8 protein-coding genes are annotated in these 24,322 nt (G+C 75.8%); 4 read left to right on the forward strand and 4 right to left on the reverse strand.

Features of this window, described 5'->3' with window-relative positions; all coding sequences use genetic code 11:
• The 4 genes from ACFVHV_RS11995 to ACFVHV_RS12010 form a co-directional block, all read right to left on the reverse strand.
• The coding region (locus ACFVHV_RS11995; protein WP_380350908.1) for a type I polyketide synthase at positions 1–16,877 on the reverse strand (16,877 nt) is incomplete at its 3' end.
• Positions 16,878–17,184: 307 nt separating this feature from the next.
• Positions 17,185–18,021: an ABC transporter permease gene (locus ACFVHV_RS12000; protein ID WP_380350910.1), complete on the reverse strand. Its 837-nt coding sequence runs from the start codon at positions 18,019–18,021 to the stop codon at positions 17,185–17,187.
• Positions 18,021–19,028, reverse strand: coding sequence for an ATP-binding cassette domain-containing protein (locus tag ACFVHV_RS12005; RefSeq protein WP_359915576.1), 1,008 nt, complete (start codon positions 19,026–19,028; stop codon positions 18,021–18,023). Before ACFVHV_RS12005 ends, ACFVHV_RS12000 begins: the two co-directional genes overlap by 1 nt.
• Positions 19,029–19,129: 101 nt before the next feature.
• Positions 19,130–20,368 (reverse strand): cytochrome P450, encoded by a 1,239-nt coding sequence (locus tag ACFVHV_RS12010; protein WP_359915578.1) that lies wholly within the window; start codon positions 20,366–20,368, stop codon positions 19,130–19,132.
• 263 nt (positions 20,369–20,631) lie between these two features.
• Here ACFVHV_RS12010 and ACFVHV_RS12015 point away from each other — a divergent pair, with 263 nt between their 5' ends.
• The 4 genes from ACFVHV_RS12015 (at position 20,632) to ACFVHV_RS12030 (ending at position 24,314) form a co-directional block, all read left to right on the forward strand.
• Entirely contained in the window at positions 20,632–21,549 is a 918-nt protein-coding gene (locus tag ACFVHV_RS12015; RefSeq protein ID WP_380350912.1) for an ABC transporter ATP-binding protein, read from the forward strand.
• Positions 21,550–21,603: 54 nt separating this feature from the next.
• Positions 21,604–22,332 (forward strand): ABC transporter permease, encoded by a 729-nt coding sequence (locus ACFVHV_RS12020; protein WP_359905274.1) that lies wholly within the window; start codon positions 21,604–21,606, stop codon positions 22,330–22,332.
• Between the two features lie 111 nt (positions 22,333–22,443).
• The gene (locus ACFVHV_RS12025) at positions 22,444–23,679 is read left to right on the forward strand and encodes a sensor histidine kinase (protein ID WP_359905250.1); all 1,236 of its coding nucleotides are present in this window, start codon (positions 22,444–22,446) and stop codon (positions 23,677–23,679) included.
• On the forward strand, positions 23,676–24,314 hold the full coding sequence (locus ACFVHV_RS12030) for a response regulator transcription factor (protein WP_359905253.1): 639 nt from the start codon (positions 23,676–23,678) through the stop codon (positions 24,312–24,314). The genes ACFVHV_RS12025 and ACFVHV_RS12030 overlap by 4 nt, the downstream gene beginning before the upstream one ends.
• Positions 24,315–24,322: the final 8 nt, after the last annotated feature.

Below are 24,322 nucleotides of genomic sequence, written 5' to 3' on the forward strand. Positions count from 1 at the left end.
GCGAGCAGCACGTCGCGGAAGTTCACACCGGCCGCGCGGACGCCGATCCGCACCTCGCCGGGGCCGAGCGGCCGCTCGGCGGTGTCGGCGGGCAGCAGCCGCAGGCTGGTCAGGATGCCGGGCTCGGTGGGGTCGAGGGTCCAGGCGGCGGCGTCCTCGGGGACGGTCAGCGCGGCGGAGGCGGGCACGCGCACCAGTCGGGGCGCGTACAGGGCGCCGCCGCGCGCGGCGAGCTGGTTCTCCCCCAGCTCCACCGCCCGGCGGACCAGCGCCCAGTCGGCCGAGCCGTCGTCGTCGAGCAGCAGGACGCGGTCCGGGTGCTCGGACTGGGCCGAGCGCAGCAGGCCCCACACCGCGGCGCCCGCCGGGTCGGCGGGCTCCTCCCCCGGGTGGACGGCCGCGGCACCGCGGGTGACGACCACCAGGCGGTCGGCCTCGTCCCGGTCGCCGGACAGCCAGCGCCGGGCGGCGTCGAGCGCCCCGGCGGTGGCGGTGCGGGCCCGGGCGGCGTCGTCCGCGCCGGTCGCCTCGACCCGGTGCAGCACCAGGGCCGCGCGGGCGTGGCCGGCCTCGACGGCGGACAGCTCCGCCACCGGGCACTCCTCGGCGGCGGCGGCGCCGGCCGGCAGCGCGCTCCACTCGACCGCGAACAGCGCGTCGCCGGCCTCGGCGCGGCGGCCGTCCGGCTGACCGGTGGGCGCCGGCCGCAGGGTCAGCGAGCGGACGTCGGCCACCGGTGCGCCGGTGGCGTCGGCGACCCGGATCGAGATCGCGTCCCGGCCCGCGGGGGCGAGCCGGACCCGGGCCACGGAGGCGCCGGTGGCGTGCAGGGTCACCCCGGACCAGGCGAACGGCAGCGGCGTCGCGCCGGCGTCGTCGAGGAACCCGCCGACGGTGGTGGCGTGCATGGCCGCGTCGAGCAGCGCCGGGTGGACGCCGTAGCCGGCGGCCTCCTCGGCGGCGCCCGCCGGGAGGGCGATCTCCGCGTAGACGGCGCCCTCGGCCCGCCAGGCCCGGCGCAGCCCGCGGAAGACCGGCCCGTAGCCGTAGCCGGCCTCGGTCAGCCGCTCGTAGTAGCCGTCCAGCTCCACCGGTTCGGCGTCGGCCGGCGGCCAGGCGGAGAGGTCGTACGGTTCGGCGTCCGTCCCGGCGGCCAGGGCGCCGGAGGCGTGCCGGGTCCAGCCGGCCGCGCCGTCGGGCTGGGCGTGGACGGCCACCGGGCGGTCGCCGGCCGGGTCCGGGTCGCCGACCCGCACCTGGATGCGGACGCCGCCGGTGGCGGGGACGGCCAGCGGGGCCTCGACCATCAGCTCGCGCAGCGCGGTGCAGCCGACCTCCCGGCCGGCCCGCAGCGCCAGTTCCACGAAGCCGGTGCCGGGCAGGATCGCCGTGCCGCGCACGGCGTGGTCGGCCAGCCAGGGCTGGGCGGCGAGCGACAGCCGGCCGGTGAGCAGCGCGCCCTCGCCGTCGGCGAGCGGCACGGCGGCGGTCAGCAGCGGGTGCTCGGTCGACAGCAGGCCGGCGCCGGTCACGTCGGCCCCGGACCGGCCGGGACGCAGCCAGTAGGGCCGGCGCTGGAAGGCGTACGGGGGCAGGGTGATCCGGCGGCCGCCGCGGTCGGCGAGGACGGCGGACCAGTCCACCGCGGCGCCCCGGGTCCAGGCGGTGGCGACGGCGGCCAGCAGGGTCTCGGCCTCGGGCCGCTCGCCCCGGGAGGCGGGCACCAGTGCGGCGTCGTCCCGGCCGGTGGCGTCCAGGGTGAGGCGCGCCATGGCGGTGAGCACCGCCTCCGGGCCGAGCTCCAGGAAGCGGGTCGCGCCCTGGCCGGCGAGCCAGCGCACGCCGTCGGCGAAGCGGACGGCCCCGCGGACGTGCCGCACCCAGTACTCGGGGGTGCAGATCTCCTCGGCGCCGACGGCGGTGCCGGTGAGGTTGGAGACCACCGGCAGCCGCGGCGGGTGGTAGGCGAGGCCCTCGGCGACGGCGCGGAACTCGGCGAGCATCGGCTCCATCAGCGCCGAGTGGAAGGCGTGCGAGACCCGCAGCCGGCTGGTCCGGCGGCCCTCGGCGCGCCAGTGCCCGGCCAGGTCGGCGATCGCGTCCTGCGGTCCGGAGACCACGATCGCCCGCGGGCCGTTGACGGCGGCGACGTCGACCCCGTCGTGGGCGGCGAGCGCCTCGGCGGCCCCGGCCTCGTCGATCTCGACGGCCAGCATCGCGCCGCCGGCGGGCAGCGCCTGCATCAGCCGGCCGCGCGCGGCGACCAGGGTGCAGGCGTCGTCCAGCGAGAGCACGCCCGCGACGTGGGCGGCGGCGATCTCGCCGATGGAGTGGCCGAGCAGGAAGTTGGGGCGCACGCCCCAGTCCTCCAGCAGCCGGAACAGCGCCACCTCGAAGGCGAACAGCGCGGCCTGGGTGTGGACGGTCCGGTCCAGCAGGGCCGCCTCGGGGGTGTCCGCCTCGGCGAACATCACCGCGCGCAGCGGGTGGTCCAGCTCGGTGTCGAGCCGGGCGCAGACGGCGTCCAGGGCGTCGGCGAACACCGGGAAGGCGGTGTAGAGGGCGCGGCCCATGCCGGGGCGCTGGGAGCCCTGGCCGGAGAACAGGAACGCCGAGCGGCCGTCGGCGCTCTCGCCGCGCAGCACGCCGGGCGCCTCGGCGCCGGTGGCCAGCGCGCCGAGGCCGGCGAGCAGGCCGGTACGGTCGGCGGCCAGGACGACGGCGCGGTGCGCCAGGCCGGTGCGGCCGGTGGCCAGCGCCAGCGCGATGTCGGCCGGGTCCGGGTCGGTGCCCGTCCCCGCGTCGGCGAAGCCGTGCAGCCGCTCGGCCTGGGCGGCGAGCGCGCTGGGGTCGGCGGCGGACAGCAGCCACGGCAGCGGCGCCCCGGTGGCGGGTGCCGCCGGGCCGCGGGCCGCCGTCTCGTCGACGGGGGCGCTCTCCAGGATGACGTGGGCGTTGGTGCCGCTGACGCCGAAGGAGGAGACGCCGGCCCGCAGCGGTCGGCCGTTCTCGGGCCAGGGCTGCGTGGCGGTCGGCAGCTCGATCGCGCCGGCCGACCAGTCCACGTGCGGTGAGGGCGCGTCCAGGTGGAGCAGGCCGGGCAGCTCGCCGTGGCGCATCGCCATGACCGTCTTGATCACCCCGGCGACGCCGGCGGCGGCCTGGGTGTGCCCGATGTTGGACTTCACCGAGCCGAGCAGCAGCGGCCGGTCGGCCGGTCGGTCCTGACCGTAGGTGGCCAGCAGCGCCTGGGCCTCGATCGGGTCGCCCAGCTTGGTGCCGGTGCCGTGCGCCTCGACGGCGTCGACCTCGGCGGCCGACAGCCCGGCGTTGGCGAGGGCCTGGCGGATCACCCGCTGCTGGGCGGGGCCGTTCGGGGCGGTGAGGCCGTTGGACGCGCCGTCCTGGTTGACCGCGCTCCCCCGCACCACCGCCAGCACCCGGTGCCCGTTGCGGCGAGCGTCCGAGAGCCGCTCGACCAGCAGCATGCCCACGCCCTCGGCCCAGCTGGTGCCGTCCGCCGCCGCCGAGAACGGCTTGCAGCGGCCGTCGACGGCGAGGCCGCGCTGCCGGCTGAACTCGATGAAGGAGTCGGGCGACACCATCACCGTCACGCCGCCCGCGAGGGCGATGCCGCACTCGCCGGAGCGCAGCGCCCCGGCCGCCATGTGCAGGGCGACCAGCGAGGAGGAGCAGGCGGTGTCCACCGTGATGGCGGGGCCCTCCAGGCCGAAGGTGTACGCGAGCCGGCCGGAGGCGACGCTGGTCGTGGTGCCGGTCAGCACGTGGCCCTCGACGCCGTCGGGCAGCACCGCGCCCTGCCCGTAGCCGGAGGAGGTCATGCCGACGAAGACGCCGCCCTGGCTGCCGCGCACGGCGGTGGCGTCGATGCCGGCGTCCTCGAAGGCCTCCCAGGCGGCCTCCAGCAGCAGCCGCTGCTGCGGGTCCATCGCCAGCGCCTCGCGCGGGGAGATCCCGAACAGGCCGGCGTCGAACTCGCCCGCGCCGGTGAGGAAGCCGCCGGAGCGGACGTAGGTGTGCCCCTGCCGGTCGGGGTCCGGGTCGTAGAGGCCCTCGACGTCCCAGCCGCGGTCGGTCGGGAAGTCGACGATCGCGTCCCCGCCGGCCGCGACCAGCCGCCAGAGGTCCTCGGGGCCCTCGACGCCGCCGGGGAAGCGGCAGCTCATGCCGATGATCGCGATGGGCTCGTCGGTGGCGGCGGTGGCCGTCGCGGCCGGGCCGGAGTCGAGCCCGCCGACCAGGTAGCGGGTCATCTCGCCGATGGTCGGGTGGTCGAACACGGCGGTGGCGGGCACCGGGGTGCCGGTGCCGGCCGCCAGGCGCTTGCCCAGTTCGACGGCGGTCAGCGAGTCGAAGCCGAGGTCCTTGAAGGTCCGGCCGGTTTCCAGGCCGCTCGGGTCGGCGTGCCCGAGCACCGCGGCGACCTCGGCGCGGACGACGGCCAGGGTCTCCCGCTCGCGCTCGGCGGCGGACAGTGCGGCGATCCGGCCGCCGAGGGCGGCCGCGCCGTCGGTGCCGGCGGCGGCCGCGGCGGTGCGCGGGCCGGGCAGGTCGGCGAGCAGCGGGCTGGGCCGGGCGGAGGCGAAGGAGGCGGTGAAGGTCGTCCAGTCGACGTCGGCGACGACGACGGTGGTCTCGTCCCGGTCGACGGCCCGGTCCAGCGCGGCCAGGGCCAGCCGCGGGTCCATGGCCGGGATGCCGCGGCGGCTCAGGAAGTCCGCGCCGCGGCCGTCCGGGCCGCCGGACCACGGGCCCCAGGCGACGGAGGTGGCCGGCAGGCCGAGCGACCGGCGGTGCTCGGCCAGGGCGTCGAGGTAGCTGTTGCCGGCCGCGTAGGCGGCCTGGCCGCCGCTGCCCCAGACCCCGGCGATCGAGGAGAACAGCACGAAGGCGTCCAGCGGCACGTCCGCGAGCGCGGCGTGCAGCCGGGCGGCACCGGCGGTCTTGGCGGCGAGGACGGCCGCGAACTCTGCCGGACCGGTCAGCTCCAGGGCCTCGGTCGGGCCGACCTCGGCGGTGAGGACCACGCCCGCGACGGGGTGCTCGGCCAGCAGCGCGGCGAGCGCGTCGGCGTCGCCGAGGTCGCAGACGGCCACGGTGGCCGGGGTGCCGGCCCCGGTCGACTCGGCGGCGAAGTCGGCGAGTTCCCCGGACGGTGCGGAGGCGACCAGCAGCAGGTGCGCCGCGCCGCGGCCGGCCGCCCAGCGGGCGGCCTGGCGGCCGAGGGCACCGTCGGCTCCGGCGACCAGGACGGTGCCGGTCAGCCGCCGGCCCTCGCCGGCGGGCGCGGGCTCGGGGGCGCGCAGCAGCCGGGCGGCGTAGGTCCCGGAGGACCGTACGGCGCTCTGGTCCTCACCGGTGGCGCCCGAGAGGAGGGCCGCGAGGCGCCGCCCGGCGCGCTCGTCGAGGACCGGCGGCAGGTCGATCAGGCCGCCGGTGCGGTCCGGGTGCTCCAGCGCCAGCGACCGGCCGAAGCCCCAGAGCTGGGCCTGCACCGGGTGGTCCAGCCGGTCGGCCCGGCCGGTGGAGACGGCGCCCCGGGTCAGGGTCCACAGCGGGGCGGTGATCCCGGCGTCCCCGAGCGCCTGCACCAGCGTCAGCGACACCGCCAGGCCGGCGGGCAGCACCGTCCCGGGCAGCGGCTCCTCGGCCAGGCCGGCCAGCGAGACCACGCCGGCGAACGGCTCGGCCGCGGGAAGCGCCGCGCGGAGGGTGTCGGCCAGGGCCGTACGGCCGACGGCCGGGTCGGCCACGACCAGGGTCACGGTCTGCGCACCGGCGGTGCGGATCGCCGCGACCACCTCCTCGGCGGCGGTCTCCTCGGCGGCCACCACCAGCCAGGTGCCGGTCAGGGCGACCGCCCCGCGCGGGGCGTCCACCGGCTTCCAGCCGATCCGGTAGCGCCAGGAGTCCAGCGTCGAGCGGTCCCGGCGGCGGCGCCGCCAGTCGGCCAGCGCGGGCAGCACCGAGCCGAGCAGCTCCGGCGTGTCGTCCAGCCGCAGCGCCTCGGAGAGCTCGGCCAGGTCCTCGCGTTCCACGGCGTCCCAGAACCGGGCCTCGGCCGGGTCGCCCTCGGCCGCCGGGGCGGCGGCCTGCTCCAGCCAGTAGCGCTCGCGCTGGAAGGCGTAGGTCGGCAGCTCGATCCGACGGCCGGCGGGCAGCAGCGTGGTGAAGTCGACGGCCACGCCGGCGGTCCAGGCCTCGGCCAGGGCGGTCAGCAGCTGCTCGGGGCCGCCCTGGCCTCGCCGCAGCGTGCCCAGCACGGCCGTCGCGGTCCCGGCCGCGTCGGCGGTCTCCTGCACGCCGACGGTCAGCACCGGGTGGGGGCTGCACTCGACGAACACCGCCCGGCCGCTGCCGAGCAGCGCGCGGGTGGCTTCCTCGAAGCGCACCGGGGAGCGCAGGTTGTCGAACCAGTACCCGGCGTCCATCCGGGCGGTGTCGATCGGGGTGCCGGTCAGGGTGGAGTAGAGCGGCACGGTGGAGGTCACCGGGGCGACCTCGGCCAGGTCGTCCAGGATGCGCCCGCGCAGCCGGTCGACCTGGGCGGAGTGCGAGGCGTAGTCGACGGGAATGCGGCGGGCCCGTACGTCCTGCTCCTCGCAGAGCGCCATCAGCCCGTCCAGCGCGTCCGGCTCGCCCGAGACCACCGTCGAGGACGGTCCGTTGTACGCGGCCACCGAGATCCGGCCGTCGAAGCCCGCGATCAGCTCCTCGACCACCGCGCTGCCCGCCGCGACGGACACCATCCCGCCGCCACCGGCCAGTTCGACGATGGCCCGGCTGCGCAGCGCGACCACCCGGGCGCCGTCCTCGACGGACAGCGCACCCGCGACCACCGCGGCGGCGATCTCGCCCTGCGAGTGGCCGATCACGGCGGACGGCTCCACACCGTGCGCCCGCCAGACCTCGGCCAGCGACACCATCACGGCCCACAGCACCGGCTGGACCACGTCCACCCGGTCCAAGTCCGCGCCCGAACGCAGCACCTCGGTCAGCGACCAGTCCGTGAACGGCGCCAACGCCGCCTCGCACGCGGCCAACCGCGCCGCGAACACCGGTGAGGCCTCGGCGAGTTCCCACGCCATGCCCACCCACTGCGAACCCTGACCCGGGAACACGAACACCACGTCACCCGGGACGACCCGACCCCGGACCACACCCTCGCCACCGAGCACCGCGAGCCCGTCCAGCAGCGCCTGACGGTCCGCACCCAGCACCACCGCACGGTGCTCCAGACCCGCCCGCGACAGCAGCGCGGACGCCACATCCGCCACCGACGACTCCGGACGCCCCAGCACGAACTCCCGCAGCCGCTCCGCCTGCGCACCCAGCGCCGCCGGCGTCCGGCCCGACAGCAGCCACGGCAGCACACCCCCGGCCTCCGTGGGCTCCTCGGCCGCCGTCGCGGGCGCGGCCTCCAGGATCAGGTGCGCGTTGGTGCCGCTCATGCCGAACGAGGAGACGCCCGCCCGGCGCGGACGCCCGGCCTGCGGCCAGGGGCGCGCCTCGGACAGCAGCTCCACGGCGCCCGTCGCCCACTCCACGTGCGGGGACGGCTCGTCCGCGTGCAGCGTCGCCGGCAGCACGCCGTGCCGCATCGCCAGCACCATCTTGATCACACCCGCCACCCCGGCCGCGGCCTGGGTGTGCCCGATGTTCGACTTCACCGAGCCCAGCCACAGCGGCTCGCCGGCCCGCTCCTGGCCGTAGGTCGCCAGCAGGGCGTGCGCCTCGATCGGGTCGCCCAGCGTGGTGCCGGTGCCGTGCGCCTCGACGGCGTCGACCTCGGCGGCCGCGACTCCGGCGTTGGCCAGCGCCTGGCGGATCACCCGCTCCTGCGACGGGCCGTTCGGCGCCGTCAGACCGTTCGACGCACCGTCCTGGTTGATGGCGGTGCCGCGGATCACCGCCAGCACCTGGTGCCCGTTGCGGCGGGCGTCGGAGAGCCGCTCCAGCATGACCAGGCCGACGCCCTCGGCCAGCCCGAAGCCGTCCGCACCCGAACCGAAGGCCCGGCAGCGGCCGTCCTCGGACAGTCCGCGCAGTCGGCTGAACTCGATGAACAGGCCCGGGGTGGACATCACGGCGGCGCCGCCGGCCAGGGCGAGGTCGCACTCGCCGCCCCGCAGCGACTGCACCGCGAGGTGCAGGGCGACCAGCGAGGAGGAGCAGGCGGTGTCCACGGTGACCGCCGGGCCCTCCAGGCCGAGCGCGTACGCCACCCGGCCGGAGGCGACGCTGCCCGCGCTGCCGGTGACCCGGTAGCCCCCGTAGTTCTCCAGGGCATGGTCCATCCGCGGGCCGTACTCCTGGGTGGCGACACCGGTGAACACGCCGGTCGCGCTGTGCCGCAGCGTGGTCGGGTCGATCCCGGCGCGCTCGACGACCTCCCAGGCCGTCTCCAGCAGCAGCCGCTGCTGCGGGTCCGCGGCGGCCGCCTCGCGCGGCGAGATGCCGAAGAACGCGGCGTCGAACAGGTCCGCGTCGTACAGGAAGCCGCCCTCGCGGGTGTACGAGCGGCCCGGCTCGTCGGGGTCCGCGTGGTACAGCCGGTCGAGGTCCCAGCCGCGGTTGGCGGGCAGGGTGGAGATCATGTCGCCGCGTTCGGCGACGACCTGCCACAGCTCCTCGGGCGAGCCGATGCCGCCGGGGAAGCGGCAGCCCATCGCGACGATCGCGATCGGCTCGCCCGGGGCGGCGGTCGCGGCCCTGGCCGCCGCCGGCGCCGGGCCGGTGCCGGTGGCGTCGGTCAGCAGGGCGAGCAGGTGGTCGGCGAGCGCGTTCGGCGTGGGGTGGTCGAAGGCGACGGTGGTGGGCAGCCGCAGGCCCGACGCCGCGTTCAGCCGGTTGCGGAACTCCACCGCGATCAGCGAGTCGAAGCCGAGCGCCTTGAACGCGCCGTCCACCGCGATCCCGGCCGGGTCGGCGTGGCCCAGCGCGGTCGCGGCACTGGAGCGGACCAGGTCCAGCAGGGTGCGGCGGCGGTCGGCGGCGGGCAGCACGGTCAGCCGGTCGGCCAGGCCGCTCGCCGCCGCGGCGGCCGACGCCCGGCGCAGCGGGGTGCGGATCAGGCCGCGCAGCACCGCGGGGACGGCCTCGGCGCGGCCGGCCGCCTCGGCGACGGCGATCCGGGCCGGGGCGATCAGCGGGCGGCCGTCGGCGAGGGCCGCGTCGAAGAGCGCGAGGCCCTGCTCGGCGGTCATCGGTGCCAGGCCGCCGCGGACCAGGCGGGCCCGGTCGGCCTCGCCGAGCCGGCCGCCCATGCCCTCGCCGTGCGCCCAGAGGCCGGAGAGCAGCGCCTGGGCGGGCAGCCCGAGGGCGTGCCGGTGCTGGGCGAGCGCGTCGAGGAAGCCGTTGGCGGCGCCGTAGCTGCCCTGGCCGGCGGCGCCGACGGTGCTGGCCAGCGAGGAGAAGAGCACGAACGCGCTCAGGTCGAGGTCGCGGGTGAGCCGGTGCAGGTTCCAGGCCGCGTCGGCCTTGGGGCGCAGCACCGCGTCCAGCTGCTCGGGGCGCAGCCGCTGCACGGAGGCGTCGTCGACCACGCCGGCGGCGTGCACCACGGCGGTGAGCGGGTGCTCGGCCGGGACGGCGGCCAGCAGGGCGGCCAGGGCGGCCGGATCGGCCGCGTCGCAGGCGGCGGCGGTGACCTCGGCGTCCAGCCCGGCGGTCAGCTCCGCGAGTTCCCCGGTGGGCAGGCCGCGGCGGCCGACCAGCAGCAGGTGGCGGACCCCGTGCGCGGTGACCAGGTGCCGGGCCAGCAGGCGGCCGATGGCGCCGGTGCCGCCGGTCAGCAGGACGGTGCCGTCCGGGTCGAACGGGGTGCGGGCGGGCTCGGCCCCGGCGTGCGGGGCGGGTCCGGCCTTGACCAGCCGCGGCGCCAGCAGGCGGCCGGCGCGCAGCGCGAGCTGCGGCTCGTCGCCGGCGAGGGCGTCGCGCAGGGCCTCGTCGGTGGGCCGCTCGCCGTCGTGGTCGAGGATCAGGATGCGGCCGGGGTGCTCGATCTGGGCGCTGCGGGCCAGGCCGAGGACGGCGGCCGCGGCGAGGTCGCGCACCTCCTCGTCCGGGCCGGCGGCGAGGGCCTGCCGGGTGAGCAGGACGAGTCGGGAGTCGGCCCGGCCCTCCTCGGCGAGGAAGGCCTGGATCAGCCCGAGGGCGCTGCGGGTCAGGGCGTGGGCGCTCTCGGCGGGGGCGTCGGGGTCGCCGGTGACCGGGACGAGGACGGCCTCGGGCGCCGGGCCGCCGTCGAGCGGCGGCAGGCCCTGGGCGAGGTCGGCCGGGACGGTCCGGACGGCGCCGCCGGTGGCGGTGGTGGCGCCGGTGGCGGCGGGGATCCAGTCGAGCCGGTGGAGCGGGTCGGCGGTGCTCCGGCCGGCGGCCGACCGCTCCGGGTCGACGGCCCGCAGGACGAGCGCGTCGACGTCCAGGACGGCGGCGCCCGCCGGGTCGCTCAGCGTGACGGCGTAGCCGCCCTCGGGGCCGGCGGGCGCGGCGTGCACCCGGACGGCGGTGGCCCCGGCGGCGTGCAGCCGGACGCCGGCGAACGAGAAGGCGAGCCGGGTGGCCGCCGGGTCGCCGTCGAGCAGCAGCACGTGCAGTGCGGCGTCCAGCAGCGCCGGGTGGATGCCGAAGCCCTCGGTCGGGAGCGTGTCGGGGAGGGTGATCTCGGCGAACAGCTCCTCGCCGCGCCGCCAGGCGGCGGTCAGGCCCTGGAAGGCCGGGCCGTAGGCGTAGCCGCGCCCGGCCAGGCCGGGGTAGGCGTCCTGGACCGCGAGCGGGACGGCGCCGGCGGGTGGCCAGGCGCCCTGCGGCGCGGGCGCGGCGGCCGGTCCGGCGGTCAGCGCGCCGGTGGCGTGCCAGGTCCAGGGGCGGTCCTCGGCGGCGGCCCGCGGGCGGGAGTGGACGGTGACGGGGCGGCGGCCCGCCTCGTCCGGCGGCAGCAGCACCACCTGGATCTGGACGGAGCCGTCGGCCGGGAGGACCAGCGGGCTCTGGAGGGTGAGCTCCTCCAGGTGCGGGTGGCCGCAGCGCAGGCCCGCGTGCAGCGCGAGGTCGACGAGCGCGGAGCCGGGCAGCACGACCGCGCCGTTGACCACGTGGTCGGCGAGCCAGGGCTGGTCGGCGGTGGCGAGCCGGCCGGTGAGGACGAGGGTGTCGTCGCCCGCGAGGGTGACGGCGGCGCCGGCCAGCGGGTGGTCGGCGGGGTCGAGGCCGAGACCGGTGGCGTCGGTCGAGCCGGCGCCGGGCGCCAGCCAGTACCGCTCGCGCTGGAAGGGGTAGGTGGGCAGCGGGACCCGCCGGGCGGAGCCGGGGAAGGCGTCCGCCCAGTCCACCGCGACGCCGGCGACGTACGCCTCGGCGAGCGCGCCGAGGAACCGCTCGGGGCCGCCGTGGTCGCGGCGCAGGGTGCCGAGGGCGGCGCCGCCGCGGCCGTCGGCCTCCAGCGTCTCCTGGACGCCGACGGTGAGCACGGGGTGCGGGCTGGACTCGACGAAGGTGCGGTGGCCGGCCGCGAGCAGCGCCCGCACGGTGGGCTCGAAGCGCACCACCTGGCGCAGGTTGCGGAACCAGTAGTCGGTGTCGAGTTCGGTGGTCGCCAGCAGGCCGCCGGTGACGGTGGACCAGAAGGCCGTGTGGCCTTCGCGAGGCTCGATCCCGGCGAGGGCCTCGGCCAGTTCCTCGCGCAGCGGGTCGACGGCCGGCGAGTGCGAGGCGTAGTCGACCGGGACGAGCCGGGCGCGGACGTCCTGGGCCTGGCACCGGGCGACGAACTCGTCGAGGGCCTCGGCCTCCCCCGCGACCACGGTGGCGGACGGACCGTTGTGCGCGGCGACGGTGATCCGGCCGTCGAAGCGGGCGATGCGCGCCTCGACCTCGGCGGTCGGCAGCGGGATCGACGCCATGCCCCCGGTGCCCGCGATGGCGCGAAGGTAGCGGCTGCGCAGGGCGACGATCCGGGCGGCGTCGGCCAGGGTGAGGCCGCCGGCGACGTGCGCGGCGGCGATCTCGCCCTGGGAGTGGCCGATCACGGCGGCGGGGACGACGCCGGAGTGCCGCCAGAGCTTCGCCAGCGACACCATCACGGCGAACAGCGCGGGCTGCACCACGTCGACGCGCTCCAGCGAGGGGGCGCCGGGGGCGCCGTGCAGCACGTCGATCAGCGACCAGTCGGTGTGCGGGGCGAGGGCCTCGGCGCACGCGGTGAGTTCGGCGCGGAAGACCTCGGAGGAGGCGTACAGCTCGGCGGCCATGCCCTCCCACTGGGAGCCCTGGCCGGGGAAGACGAACACGGGGCCGTCGGGGGCGCCGGCCGTGCCGGTGGTCAGGTTGGCGGCGGGCAGGTCCCGGGTCAGCGCGTCCAGGCCGGCCAGCAGCTGCTCGCGGTCGGCGGCGACCACCACGGCGCGCCGGTCGAAGGCGGCCCGGGCGGTCAGCGACAGGCCGAGGTCGGCGAGGGACGCGGCGGCGGCCGGCGCGGCGCCGGTGCGGACGGCCTCGGCCAGCCGGGCGGCCTGGGCGCGCAGCGCGGCGTCGCCGTGGGCGGAGAGCGGGAACGGCAGCGGGCCGGTCCCGGTGGCGGCGGGGGCCGCCGGGGCGTCCTGCGGCACGCTCTCGACGATCATGTGGGCGTTGGTGCCGCTGATGCCGAAGGAGGAGACCGCGGCGCGGCGCGGACGTCCGCGCTCGGGCCAGTCCCGGGCCTCGGTCAGCAGCCGGACGCCGCCGGCGCTCCAGTCCACCCGGCTGGAGGGGGTGTCCGCGTGCAGGGTGCGCGGCAGCGTGCCGTGCCGCATCGCCTGCACCATCTTGATGATCCCGGCGACGCCGGCGGCGGCCTGGGTGTGCCCGATGTTGGTCTTCACCGAGCCGAGCCAGAGCGGCTCGCCGTCGCGGTCCCGGCCGTAGGTGGCCAGCAGCGCCTGGGCCTCGATCGGGTCGCCGAGGGCGGTGCCGGTGCCGTGCGCCTCGACGGCGTCCACGTCGGCGGCGGCGAGTCCGGCGCCGGCCAGCGCCTGGCGGATCACCCGCTCCTGGGAGGGGCCGTTGGGCGCGGCGAGGCCGTTGGAGGCGCCGTCCTGGTTGATGGCGCTGCCGCGGATCACCGCGAGCACCGGGTGGCCCAGCCGCTCGGCGTCGGAGAGCCGTTCCAGGGCCAGCAGGCCCACGCCCTCGCCCCAGCCGGTGCCGTCGGCGCCCTCGGCGAAGGCCTTGCAGCGGCCGTCGGCCGACAGGCCCTGCTGCTTGCTGAACTCGATGAACATGCCGGGCGTCGCCAGCACGGTGGCGCCGCCGGCCAGGGCCATGTCGCACTCGCCGAGGCGCAGCGACTGGGCGGCGAGGTGCAGGGCGACCAGCGAGGAGGAGCAGGCCGTGTCGACGGTGACCGCCGGGCCCTCCAGGCCGAGCACGTAGGCGATCCGGCCGGAGGCGACGCTCGCGGTGTTGCCGGTCAGCAGGTGGCCTTCGAGGTCGGCCGGGGCCTGGTGCAGCCGGGGGCCGTAGTCCTGGGCGGTGGCGCCGACGAACACGCCGGTGCGGCTGCCGCGCAGCACGGCCGGGTCGACGCCGAGGCGCTCGACGGTCTCCCAGGCGGTCTCCAGCAGGAGCCGCTGCTGCGGGTCCATGGCGAGGGCCTCGCGCGGGGAGATGCCGAAGAAGGCCGCGTCGAAGCGGGTCGCGTCGGTCAGGAACGCCCCGGCGGGGGTGAGCGTGCCGGTCGGGTTGCGGCCCTCGTCGGCGTAGACGCCCGCGATGTCCCAGCCGCGGTCCTCGGGGAAGGCGCTGACCAGGTCGCGGCCGTCGAGGACCGCCTGCCACAGGGCCTCGGGGGTGTCGATGCCGCCCGCGTAGCGGCAGCTCATCGCGACGATCGCGATCGGCTCGTCGCTCACGGCGCCGGGGGCGGGCGTCGCGGGCGCGACGGCGGCGGGCTCGCCGTAGAGCAGGCCGGACAGGTGCTCGGCCAGGCGCAGCGGGGTCGGGTGGTCGAAGACCAGGGAGTCCGGCAGCCGCAGCCGGGTGGCCGCGGCGAGGCGGTCGCGCAGTTCCACGGCGGTGAGCGAGTCGAAGCCCAGGTCGCGGAAGGTGAGCCGGGCGTCCACGTCGCCGGGGGTCTCGTAGTCGAGGACGGCGGCGACCTGGGCGCGGATCTGGTGCAGCAGCGCCCGCTCGTCCCGCCGCTCGGCGGCGGGCCCGGTCGGGGCCTCGACCGGGGCCGGCGCGGCAGGTGCGGGTTCGACGGCCGGACGGGCGGCCGCGTCCAGCCAGAAGCGGCGGCGCTGGAAGGCGTAGGTGGGCAGGTCGACCGGTCGGGGGGCGTGGCCCGCGAAGAGGGCGTCCCAGTCCAGCGGCGCGCCGGCGGTGTACAGCCGGGCGACGGCGCCGAGCAGGGTCTCCGCGTCGTCGCGGTCCTGGCGCAGGGCCGGGGCCAGCAGGCCCTGGGCGCCGGCCTGCCGGGCCATCGCGCAGAGCACGCCGTCCGGGCCGACTTCGAGGAAGCGGGTGACGCCCTCGCGGTGCAGGGTGTCGACGCCGTCGGCGAAGCGGACGGCCTCGCGGACCTGCCGGACCCAGTAGTCGGGGGTGGTGAGCAGGCCGGGCTCGGCGATCCCGCCGGTCAGGTTGGAGACGACCGGGATCCGCGGCTCGGCGAAGGTCAACTCCGCCAGCACGGAGGCGAATTCGGTGAGCATCGGCTCCATCAGGGCCGAGTGGAAGGCGTGCGAGACCGTCAGCCGGCTGGTCTTGCGGCCCTCGGCCTTCCAGCGGGCCGCGAACTCCTCGACCACCTCGACCGGACCCGAAACCACCACCGAGGTCGGGCCGTTGACGGCCGCGACATCGAGCCGGTCACCGATCTCCGAACGCACCTCCGCCTCGGCGGCCTGCACCGCCAGCATCGCCCCACCGCTCGGCAGCGCGTCCATCAGCCGACCGCGCGCCGCCACCAGCGCACAGGCGTCCGCCAGCGAGAACACGCCCGCCACATGGGCGGCCGCGATCTCACCGATCGAGTGCCCGAGCAGGAACTCCGGTGCCACACCCCAGGATTCGAGCAGCCGGAACGACGCCACCTCGACCGCGAACAACCCGGCCTGCGCCCACACCGTCCGGTCCAGATCCTCGACGCCCTCGAACACCACACTGCGGACCGATCCGCCGAGCAGCGGGTCGAGCTCCGCGCACAGCTCGTCGAAAGCGGTCGCGAAGGCGGGGTGGGCCTCGTACAGGCCCCGGCCCATGCCGACCCGCTGCGAGCCCTGCCCGGTGAACAGGAACGCCGTCCGCCCCTCGTCCGTCTCCCCCGAGACCACCCCGCGCACCGGCTCGCCGGCGGCCAGCGAGCCGAGGCGGCGCAGCAGTTCGTCCCGGCCGCGGCCGAGCACGGCGGCCCGGTGGCCGAAGGCCGCGCGGGTGGTGGCCAGCGAGTGGCCGATGTCGGCCGGGTCGGCGGCGGGGGTGGCCTCCAGGTGGGCGCGCAGCCGGGCGGCCTGCTCGCGCAGCGCGTCCTCGGTGCGGCCCGACAGCGGCCAGAGCACCGGCGCGTCGGCGTCGGCGGTCCGCTCGCGCGGGTCCTCGGCCCGGCCGGGCCACTCCGTGAGCACGACGTGGCAGTTGGTGCCGCCCATGCCGAAGGAGCTGACACCCGCGATCCGCGGGCCCTCGGGCCAGGGTTCGAGGGCGGTCTGCACCCGCAGGCCGAGGTCGTCCAGGGGGATGCGCGGGTTGGGCCGTTCGAAGTTGAGGCTCGGCGGGAGCTGCCGGTTGGCCACCGACAGGACGGCCTTGAGCAGGCCGGCCGCGCCGGCGGCGCCTTCGAGGTGGCCGATGTTGGTCTTGGCGGAGCCGACCCGCAGCGCGGCGTCGGGGGTGCGGCCGGCGCCGAGGACGGCGCCGAGGGCCGCCGCCTCGACCGGGTCGCCGACGGCCGTGCCGGTGCCGTGCAGTTCGACGTAGCGCACCGCGTCGGGGGCGATCCCGGCGCGCCGGTAGGCGGCGCCGAGCACGTCGGCCTGGGCGTCGCGGCTGGGGGTGGTCAGGCTGTCGCCGCCGCCGTCGTTGTTGACGGCGCTGCCGCGGATGACGGCGTAGATCCGGTCGCCGTCGGCGACGGCCCGGGCGACGGTCTTGAGGGCGACGACCACGCCGCCCTCGCCGCGGACGTAGCCGTTGGCGCGCTCGTCGAAGGTGTAGCAGCGGCCGTCCGGGGAGAGCGCGCCGAAGCGGGCCGCGCCGACGGTGCTCTCCGGGGCCGCGATCAGGTGCACGCCGCCGGCCAGGGCGAGGGTGGCCTCGCCGCGCCGCAGGCTGTCGGCGGCGACGTGCACCGCGACCAGGGAGGAGGACTGTCCGGCGTCGACGGTCATGCTGGGGCCGCGCAGGCCGACGGCGTAGGAGACCCGGTTGGCGATCAGGCCGCGCTGCAGGCCGGCCAGCGAGTGCGGGCCGATCTGCGCGGTGCCGCCGCGCTGGGCGAGGGTGGCGTAGTCGGAGGCCATCACGCCGACGAAGACGCCGGTCCGGCTGCCGCGCAGGGCGTCCGGCACGATCCGGGCGTCCTCCAGCGCCTCCCAGCTCAGCTCCAGCATGAGCCGCTGCTGCGGGTCCATGGCGGTGGCCTCGCGCGGCGAGATGCCGAAGAAGCCCGGGTCGAACCCGTCGATCCGGTCGAGGAAGCCGCCGCGGCGCGGGACGTCCCGCTCGGCGAGGTCGCCCCGGTCGAGGGGGACGTCACCGATCGCTTCCACGCCGTCGCACAGCAGCTTCCAGAAGGCCCGCGGGGTCGCGGCGCCCGGCAGTCGGCAGGCGAGTCCTACGACGGCGATGGCAGCGTCATCGGCATGGACCTCAGGCATGGGACACCTCAACACGTAATGCGCCGGAAATAGCCGAACGGAATTCACGGGTGGAATTGCCCACCCGTCGACCTGGGCGGATTGGCGTTTCGCAAGGGCCACCGCGGTCCGCCGGGTGGAATTCCCCGGCGTACCCGATGGCGCGTCATCCGCGAGCTTAGGGAGCGAACCGACCGGCACCAACCCCTAAGCAGGGCGGATGCCGGCCCCCGGTACCGGCCCCACAGTTAGGGGTGCCGGTCCGGGGACTTCCGGCCGGGGACCCCGGTCCCGGGGATTCCCACCGGGCGGTGCGGGGTTCGCCGGGTCAGCGGTTCTTGCGCTGGAACGAGCGCACCGACAGCGGCACGAAGACCACCAGGAGGCCCACCGACCACAGCAGCGTCGCGGCCACCGGGTGGTCCACCGGCCAGGCGTGCGAGCCGGTTACCGTCCCCGGGTTGCCGAACAGCTCGCGGCAGCCGGCGGTCAGGGCGCTGAGCGGGTTCCACTCGGCGATGAACCGCAGCCAGGCGGGCATCCCGTCGGTCGGCACGAAGGCGTTCGACAGCATGGTCACCGGCATCACGAGCAGCGTGAGCTGCTGCGCCATCTGCTCGTTGGGGACCTTCAGGCCGAAGAAGCAGCCGACCCAGCTGAGCGCGTAGCGCATCAGCACCAGCAGCCCGAAGCCGGCCAGGGCGTTCAGCAGCCCGTCGGAGGCGCGCCAGCCGACCAGCAGGCCGGCCACCGCCATGATGGCCACGCTGAGCAGGCCGCCGACCATGTCGGAGGCGGTGTGCCCGAAGGCGACCGCGACCCGCGACATCGGCATCGAGCGGAACCGGCTCATCAGTCCGCGCGAGACGTCGGCGGCGACCCTCTCGATCACCGCCACCACCGAACTGGCCGTCACCATGGCGAACAGCCCGGGCATCAGGTAGGCGCGGTAGTCACCGCCGCCCGGAATCCGGATGGCGCTGCCGAAGACGTAGCCGAACAGCAGCACCATCACGGCGGGGAAGATCAGGGCGGCGATCAGTGAGCCGGGCTCCTGGCGCAGCCGGCTGAACTCGCGCCCGACGAGGACGAAGCCGTCCGACAGGGCCCAGCGCAGGCGGGTCACCGGGGTCCGGCGGGCAACGGGGGTGCTCTGGACGGTCATCAGGCGTGGTCCTTGACTCTGTCGTCGGCTCGGGCGCCGGCCGGGGCGTCGCCGTCGGTTTCGGTGTCGGCCGGGGCCGAGCGGTCGGTCAGGCGCAGGAACACCTCGTCGAGGGTGGGGCGGCGCAGGCTGACGTCGGCGACCTCGATCCCCGCCCGGTCCAGCTCCCGGACGAGTGCGGAGACCCGCACGGTGCCGTCCGCGGACGGCACGCTCAGGCTGTTCTCGCCGGTCCCGGTCGGCTCGGCCCCGGTCAGCCGGTGCAGCACGGCGGAGGCCTGCGGCAGCAGCGCCGGGTCCTCGACGACCACGTCGAAGCGGTTGCCGATCGTCGACTTGAGTTGGTCGGGGGTGCCGTCGGCGATCACCCGGCCGTAGTCCACCACCGCGATGTCGTCGGCCAGTTGGTCGGCCTCGTCCAGGTACTGGGTGGTGAGCAGCACGGTGGTTCCCTCGGCGACGAGCTCCCGCACGCAGTCCCAGATCTCGCCGCGGCTGCGCGGGTCGAGGCCGGTGGTCGGCTCGTCCAGGAAGAGCACCTGGGGGCGCAGGATCAGGCTGGCGACGAGGTCGAGCCGGCGGCGCATGCCGCCGGAGTAGCCGCGCACCTGCCGGTCGGCCGCCTCCATCAGGCCGAAGCGCTCCAGGAGTTCGTCGGCCCGCTGGTGCACCTGCCGACGGGGCAGGTGGTAGAGCCGGCCGAACATCCGCAGGTTGCCGCGGCCGGTCAGCTTCTCGTCCACCGCGGCGAACTGCCCGGCCAGGCCGATCACCGAGCGCACCCGGTCGGCCTCGCGGACCACGTCCAGCCCGGCGATCCGGGCGTGCCCGGCGTCCGGGTCCATCAGGGTCGCGAGGATGTTCACCGCGGTGGTCTTGCCGGCGCCGTTGGGGCCGAGCACCCCGCAGACCGTCCCGGCCGGGACGGCGAGGTCGAGCCCTCGTAGGGCGTGGACCTCGCCGAAGTGCTTGTGCAGTCCTTCGGCGAGGATGATCGGGTCCGCCATGATCCCTCCACTGGGAAGTGCCGTGTGCGCGGGTCGCGCCGTACGCGGTCGTGGTGCGGTCGCGGCCGACCCGCGCCGGGGAGCCGTGCGCCGACGCCGGGTCAGCTCGCCGACAGCGGGAACTCCCGCAGGCCGCGAATGATGAAGGAGCCCCGCCGGCGCACCGGCCCGGCCTGCCGCAGCCCGGGCATCCGGGAGATGAGGGTCCGGTAGGCCACCTCGGCCTCGAACCTGGCCAGCGGCGCGCCCAGGCAGTAGTGGATGCCGGCCGAGAACGCCAGGGTGTCGTTGCGGCTGACCCGGGTGATGTCGAAGCGGGCGGGGTCGGGGAAGACCTGCGGGTCCCGGTTGGCCCCGGCGGCCACGATCGCCAGCTCGCTGTCGACGGGCAGCACGACACCGCCCAGCTCGACCGGCTCGTGGGCGATCCGCCGGTAGGTCTGCACCGGCGGGTCGTGGCGCAGCGTCTCGTTGACCACGTTCTGGGCCAGTTCCGGGTCCTCGGCCACCATCCGCCACTGCTCGGGGTGGCGCAGCAGCGCCAGGATGCCGTTGCCGATCAGGTTGACGGTGGTCTCGGTGCCGGCCAGCGGCAGGAACATGCACAGCGGCAGCAGTTCGTCCATGCTCAGGCTGCCCTCGTCGACCAGCGGCAGCATCCGGCTGATCATGTCCTCGCGCGGCTCGACCCGGCGCTGCTCGACGATCCGGGTGAACAGCTCGGTCATCCCGGCGATGGCGGCGTCCACGCTGCGCGCCTTCTCGTAGGTGACCACGCCGTCCAGCAGCGGGACGATCTCCCGGCTGAGGTGGTGGAAGTGCTCCCGGTCCTCCTCGGGGATGCCGACCAGGTCGCCGATCACCGCGGTCGGCAGGTGGTGGGCGAAGGCGGTCATCAGGTCGAACCGGTCGCCCTGGGCCAGGATGTCGTCGATCAGCCGGTGGCAGATCTCCTCGGCCCGGCCGCGCCAGCGCTCGACGACGCGCGGGTTGAGGGTGGGCATGGTCATCCGGCGCAGCCGGGTGTGGTCCGGCGGGTCGAGGCCGAGCATGGAGTTGTCGAAGTTCATGAACTCCGGCACCTTCTCGCCGTCGGCCCTGCGCACGCCGAAGCGCTTGTCCCGCAGCACCTGGTTGGCGAGTTCGTGGTCGGTGGTGACCCAGGTGCCCAGCGGGCTGCGGTAGACCCGGCCCCGCGCCCGGATCTCCTCGTACGCGGGGTAGGGGTTGTCCGGCGCGCTCAGCACCTTCGCGTAGGGATCGCCCTGGGCGGCGAGCTTGCGCACCAGGTCGTGGAAGAAGCGCATCTGCGCCCGGAGTTGCCGCTCACTCGACTCCATCGTCCCGTGCCCCTTCAGCCTCCGCGAATGGGGCCGAGCGTAGACACGGCCGTAACAGGGCCGACACCCCTATCCGGGGCCCGGGCAGGTGTTTAGGGGCCGGGCCCGGGAGCCGGTCGCGACGTCCGGGGCCGCGCGGGGCGGGTCCGGGTGTCAACCGTTCGATCGCGGGAAGTTCCACCGGACGGATATCACCAGGTCGATCCGGGCGCGGCGGTGCGGGCCGGACACTGGTGGGACCTCGGAGAACGGAGACCAAGACCGTGCCAGCGATCGTCGTTTCGAACCTGCGGATGCAGTACGGCCAGAAGGTCGTCGTCGACGACATCTCGTTCGAGGTGCAGGAGGGGGAGATCTTCGGCATCCTCGGCCCCAACGGCGCCGGGAAGACCACGACGGTCGAGTGCATCGCCGGGCTGCGCAAGCCCGACGGCGGGAGCATCTCGGTGCACGGCCTGGACCCCCAGCACGACGCCGCCAAGCTGCACCGCATCCTGGGCATGCAGCTGCAGAAGAGCGAGATGCCGGACAAGCTGCGGGTCGCCGAGGCGATGGAGCTGTACGCCTCCTTCTACGACGACCACGCGGACTGGCGGGAGCTGCTCGCCGAGCTGAACCTGCTGGACAAGATGAACAGTCCGTTCGCCAGCCTGTCCGGCGGCCAGAAGCAGCGGCTGTCCATCGCGCTGGCGCTGGTCGGCAACCCGAAGGTGGCCGTGCTGGACGAGCTGACCACCGGTCTGGACCCGGCGGCCCGGCGGGACACCTGGGAGCTGATCGAGCAGGTCCGCGCCCGGGGCATCACCGTCGTCCTGGTCACCCACTTCATGGAGGAGGCCGAGCGGCTCTGCGACCGGCTGGCCCTGATCGACGGCGGCCGGATCGTCGCGCTGGACACCCCCGCCGGCCTGGTGGCCGGGGTGGGCGCCGAGCAGAAGGTGCGCTTCCGCCCGACCTCCCCGCTCGACGACCACATCCTGACCTCGCTGCCCGAGGTGACCTCGGTCCAGCGGCACGGCTCCCAGGTGGAGGTCACCGGCACCGGCAACCTGGTGTACGCCGTCACCTCGGCGCTCGCCCGGAACCAGATCGTCGCGGCCGACCTGCGCGCGGAGCTGGCCAGCCTGGAGGACGCGTTCCTCGCCCTGACCGGCCGCCGGTTCGACCACCCCTCCCACTGATCCCCGGCCCGTAGCCGACCCCCGACCCCTAGAAGGAGAACCCCCGTGCGGGCGATGAACCGGCTCACGGCCGTGGAGTTCAAGCTCTTCCTGCGAGACCCGGCCGCGTACTTCTGGACGCTGCTCTTCCCGGTCGTCCTGGTGGTGATCATCGGCAGCATCCCGTCCTCCCGCGAGTTCAAGGCCGAGATCGGCCAGCGCGCCATCGACTCCTACACGCCCGTCACCGTGGTGCTGGCCTTCGCGATGACCGGTCTGTTCATCACCCCGGGCTACCTGGTGGGCTACCGGGAGAAGGGCATCCTGCGCCGGCTGTCGACCACGCCGGTGGGCCCGGCCCGGGTGCTGATCGCCCAGTTGGTGGTCCAGATCACCGTGGCGATCGCCACCACCGTTCTGGTGCTCGCGACCGCGCGCCTGCTGTGGGACGTCAAACTGCCGAGCAACCCGCTCGGCTTCGTGCTGACCTTCCTGCTCTCGGCCACCGCGGTGCTGTCCATCGGGCTGTTCGTCGCCTCGGTGCTCAAGACCACCAAGGCCGCCACCGGCGCGGGCAGCATGCTGTTCTTCCCGCTGATGTTCTTCGCGGGCCTGTACGTGCCCCGCGACCAGATGCCCGCCGCGGTCAACCGGATCGGTGACTTCACCCCGCTCGGCGCCTCCGTCCAGGCCTTCGGCGACGTGGCCAAGGGTCACCTGCCGGGCACCACCGCCCTGTTGGTCCTCGTCGGCTACACGGTGGTCTTCGGTGTCCTGGCCGCACGGCTCTTCCGCTGGGAGTAGGCCCGGGCCGGACGTCCGCGCCGGGAGTAGGCCTAGGCTGGAGGTCCGCGGTCACGGGCGGTCGCGGCGGGGCGGGAGCCGGGGAAGCAGCGGGGGCCGAGGAGCAGCACCATGAAGAGCGACGAACCGATCAACCTGCGCCGCTTCCTCACCCCGCTGCCCGTCGTGCTGCTGGGCGTGTCCACCGTGCTGTGCGTCGTGCAGCCGGAGGAGGGGGCGGCCACCGCACGGGTCACGGTCTTCCCGCTGGTCGTGGTGACCGCCGCGTGGACGCTGGCGATGTACACCCTGCGGTCGCCGCAGTGGACGGGCCGCACCGGCCCGATGCTGACGTACGTGGCGGGCCAGCTGGTGCTGGCCGCACTGCTGATGACCCAGCACCCGATCTTCTTCGTGTTCGCCGTGATCGGGTTCGTCCAGGCCTACGACCTGCTCCCGCCGCAGTGGGCCTTCGTCAGCGTCGGCGCCACCTCGCTGATCATCAACCTGATCCCCGGCGGGGTGCCGGACAGCTCCCGGCGGATCGCCATCGCGGCTGCCTCGGTCTGCCTCCAGACCTGCCTGATCGGCCTGTTCGGCAACCTGTCGCACCGCTTCAACGAGCGCAACGAGGAACGCTGCCGGCTGGTCACGGAGTTGAAGACGGTGATCGGCGAGAACAACGGCCTGCACGCCCAACTGCTGATCCAGGCCCGGGAGGCGGGCATCCAGGACGAACGCCAGCGGATGGCCCGGGAGATCCACGACACCATCGCCCAGGGGCTGGCCGGCATCATCACCCAGCTCCAGGCCGCCGACCGGGCCCGGCCGCAGTCCGAGCAGCGCGAGTGGCACCTCGAACAGGCCCGGGGGCTGGCCCGGGAGAGCCTCACGGCGGCCCGGCGCTCGGTGGCCGCGCTGCGGCCGGCGGAGCTGGAGGAGGCGCACCTGCCGAACGCGATCCGGGAGCTGGCCCAGCGCTGGTCGGCGCGGGCGGACGTGCCGGCCTCGGTGGAGACCACCGGTGATCCCGTCCCGCTGCTGACGGAGATCGAGGTCGCCCTGTTCCGCGCCGCCCAGGAGACCCTGGCGAACATCGCGAAGCACGCCGCTGCCAGTAAGGTCAGACTGACCATTTCCTACCTGGAGGACACGGTCATGCTGGACGTTCACGACGACGGGGTCGGCTTCACCGTGACCGACCTCGACGGGCCGCCGCCCGCCGACGGCGACAGCGGGTACGGGCTGGACGGCCTGCGCCGACGGCTCGACCGGGTGCTCGGGACACTGACCGTGGAGAGCGCCCCGGGCTCGGGCACCGCGGTGAACGCGAGCGTGCCCGCGATCCGCCGGGGCGGCACCGCATGAGCGAACAGTCCGCCCCCGTAAGGCTGCTGATCGTCGACGACCACCCGATCGTCCGGGACGGCCTGCGCGGCGCGTTCGCCGACAGCCCGGAGTTCGAGGTCGTCGGCGAGGCCGGCAACGGCGCCGAGGCGCTCGACCGGGTCGCCGAACTGAAGCCCGACCTGGTGCTGATGGACCTGCGCATGCCGGTGATGGACGGTGTCACCGCGATCCACCGGCTCGGCGAGAGCGCGCCCGGGGTGCGGGTGCTGGTGCTGACCACCTTCGACACCGACAACGACGTGCTGCCCGCGATCGAGGCCGGCGCCACCGGCTACCTGCTGAAGGACGCGCCCACCGAGGAGCTGCTGCGCGCGGCCCGGGTCGCGGCCCGGGGCGACGCGATGCTCTCCCCCGCCATCACCAAACGGCTGATGGACCGGGTGCGCCGGCCCAGCCTCGGCGTGCTGAGCGCCCGTGAGCTGGAGGTGATGCGGCTGGTCGCCCACGGCTCCTCCAACAAGGAGGTCGCCGGCAAGCTGTTCATCACCGAGGCCAGCGTCAAGACGCACCTGCTGCGGATCTACGACAAGCTCGGGGTCCGCGACCGGGCGGGCGCGGTCGGCGAGGCGTTCCGGCGCGGTCTGGTGACCTGACCCGGAAC

Source organism: Kitasatospora sp. NPDC127116, assembly GCF_042677365.1.
GTDB lineage: Bacteria > Actinomycetota > Actinomycetes > Streptomycetales > Streptomycetaceae > Kitasatospora > Kitasatospora lactacystinica.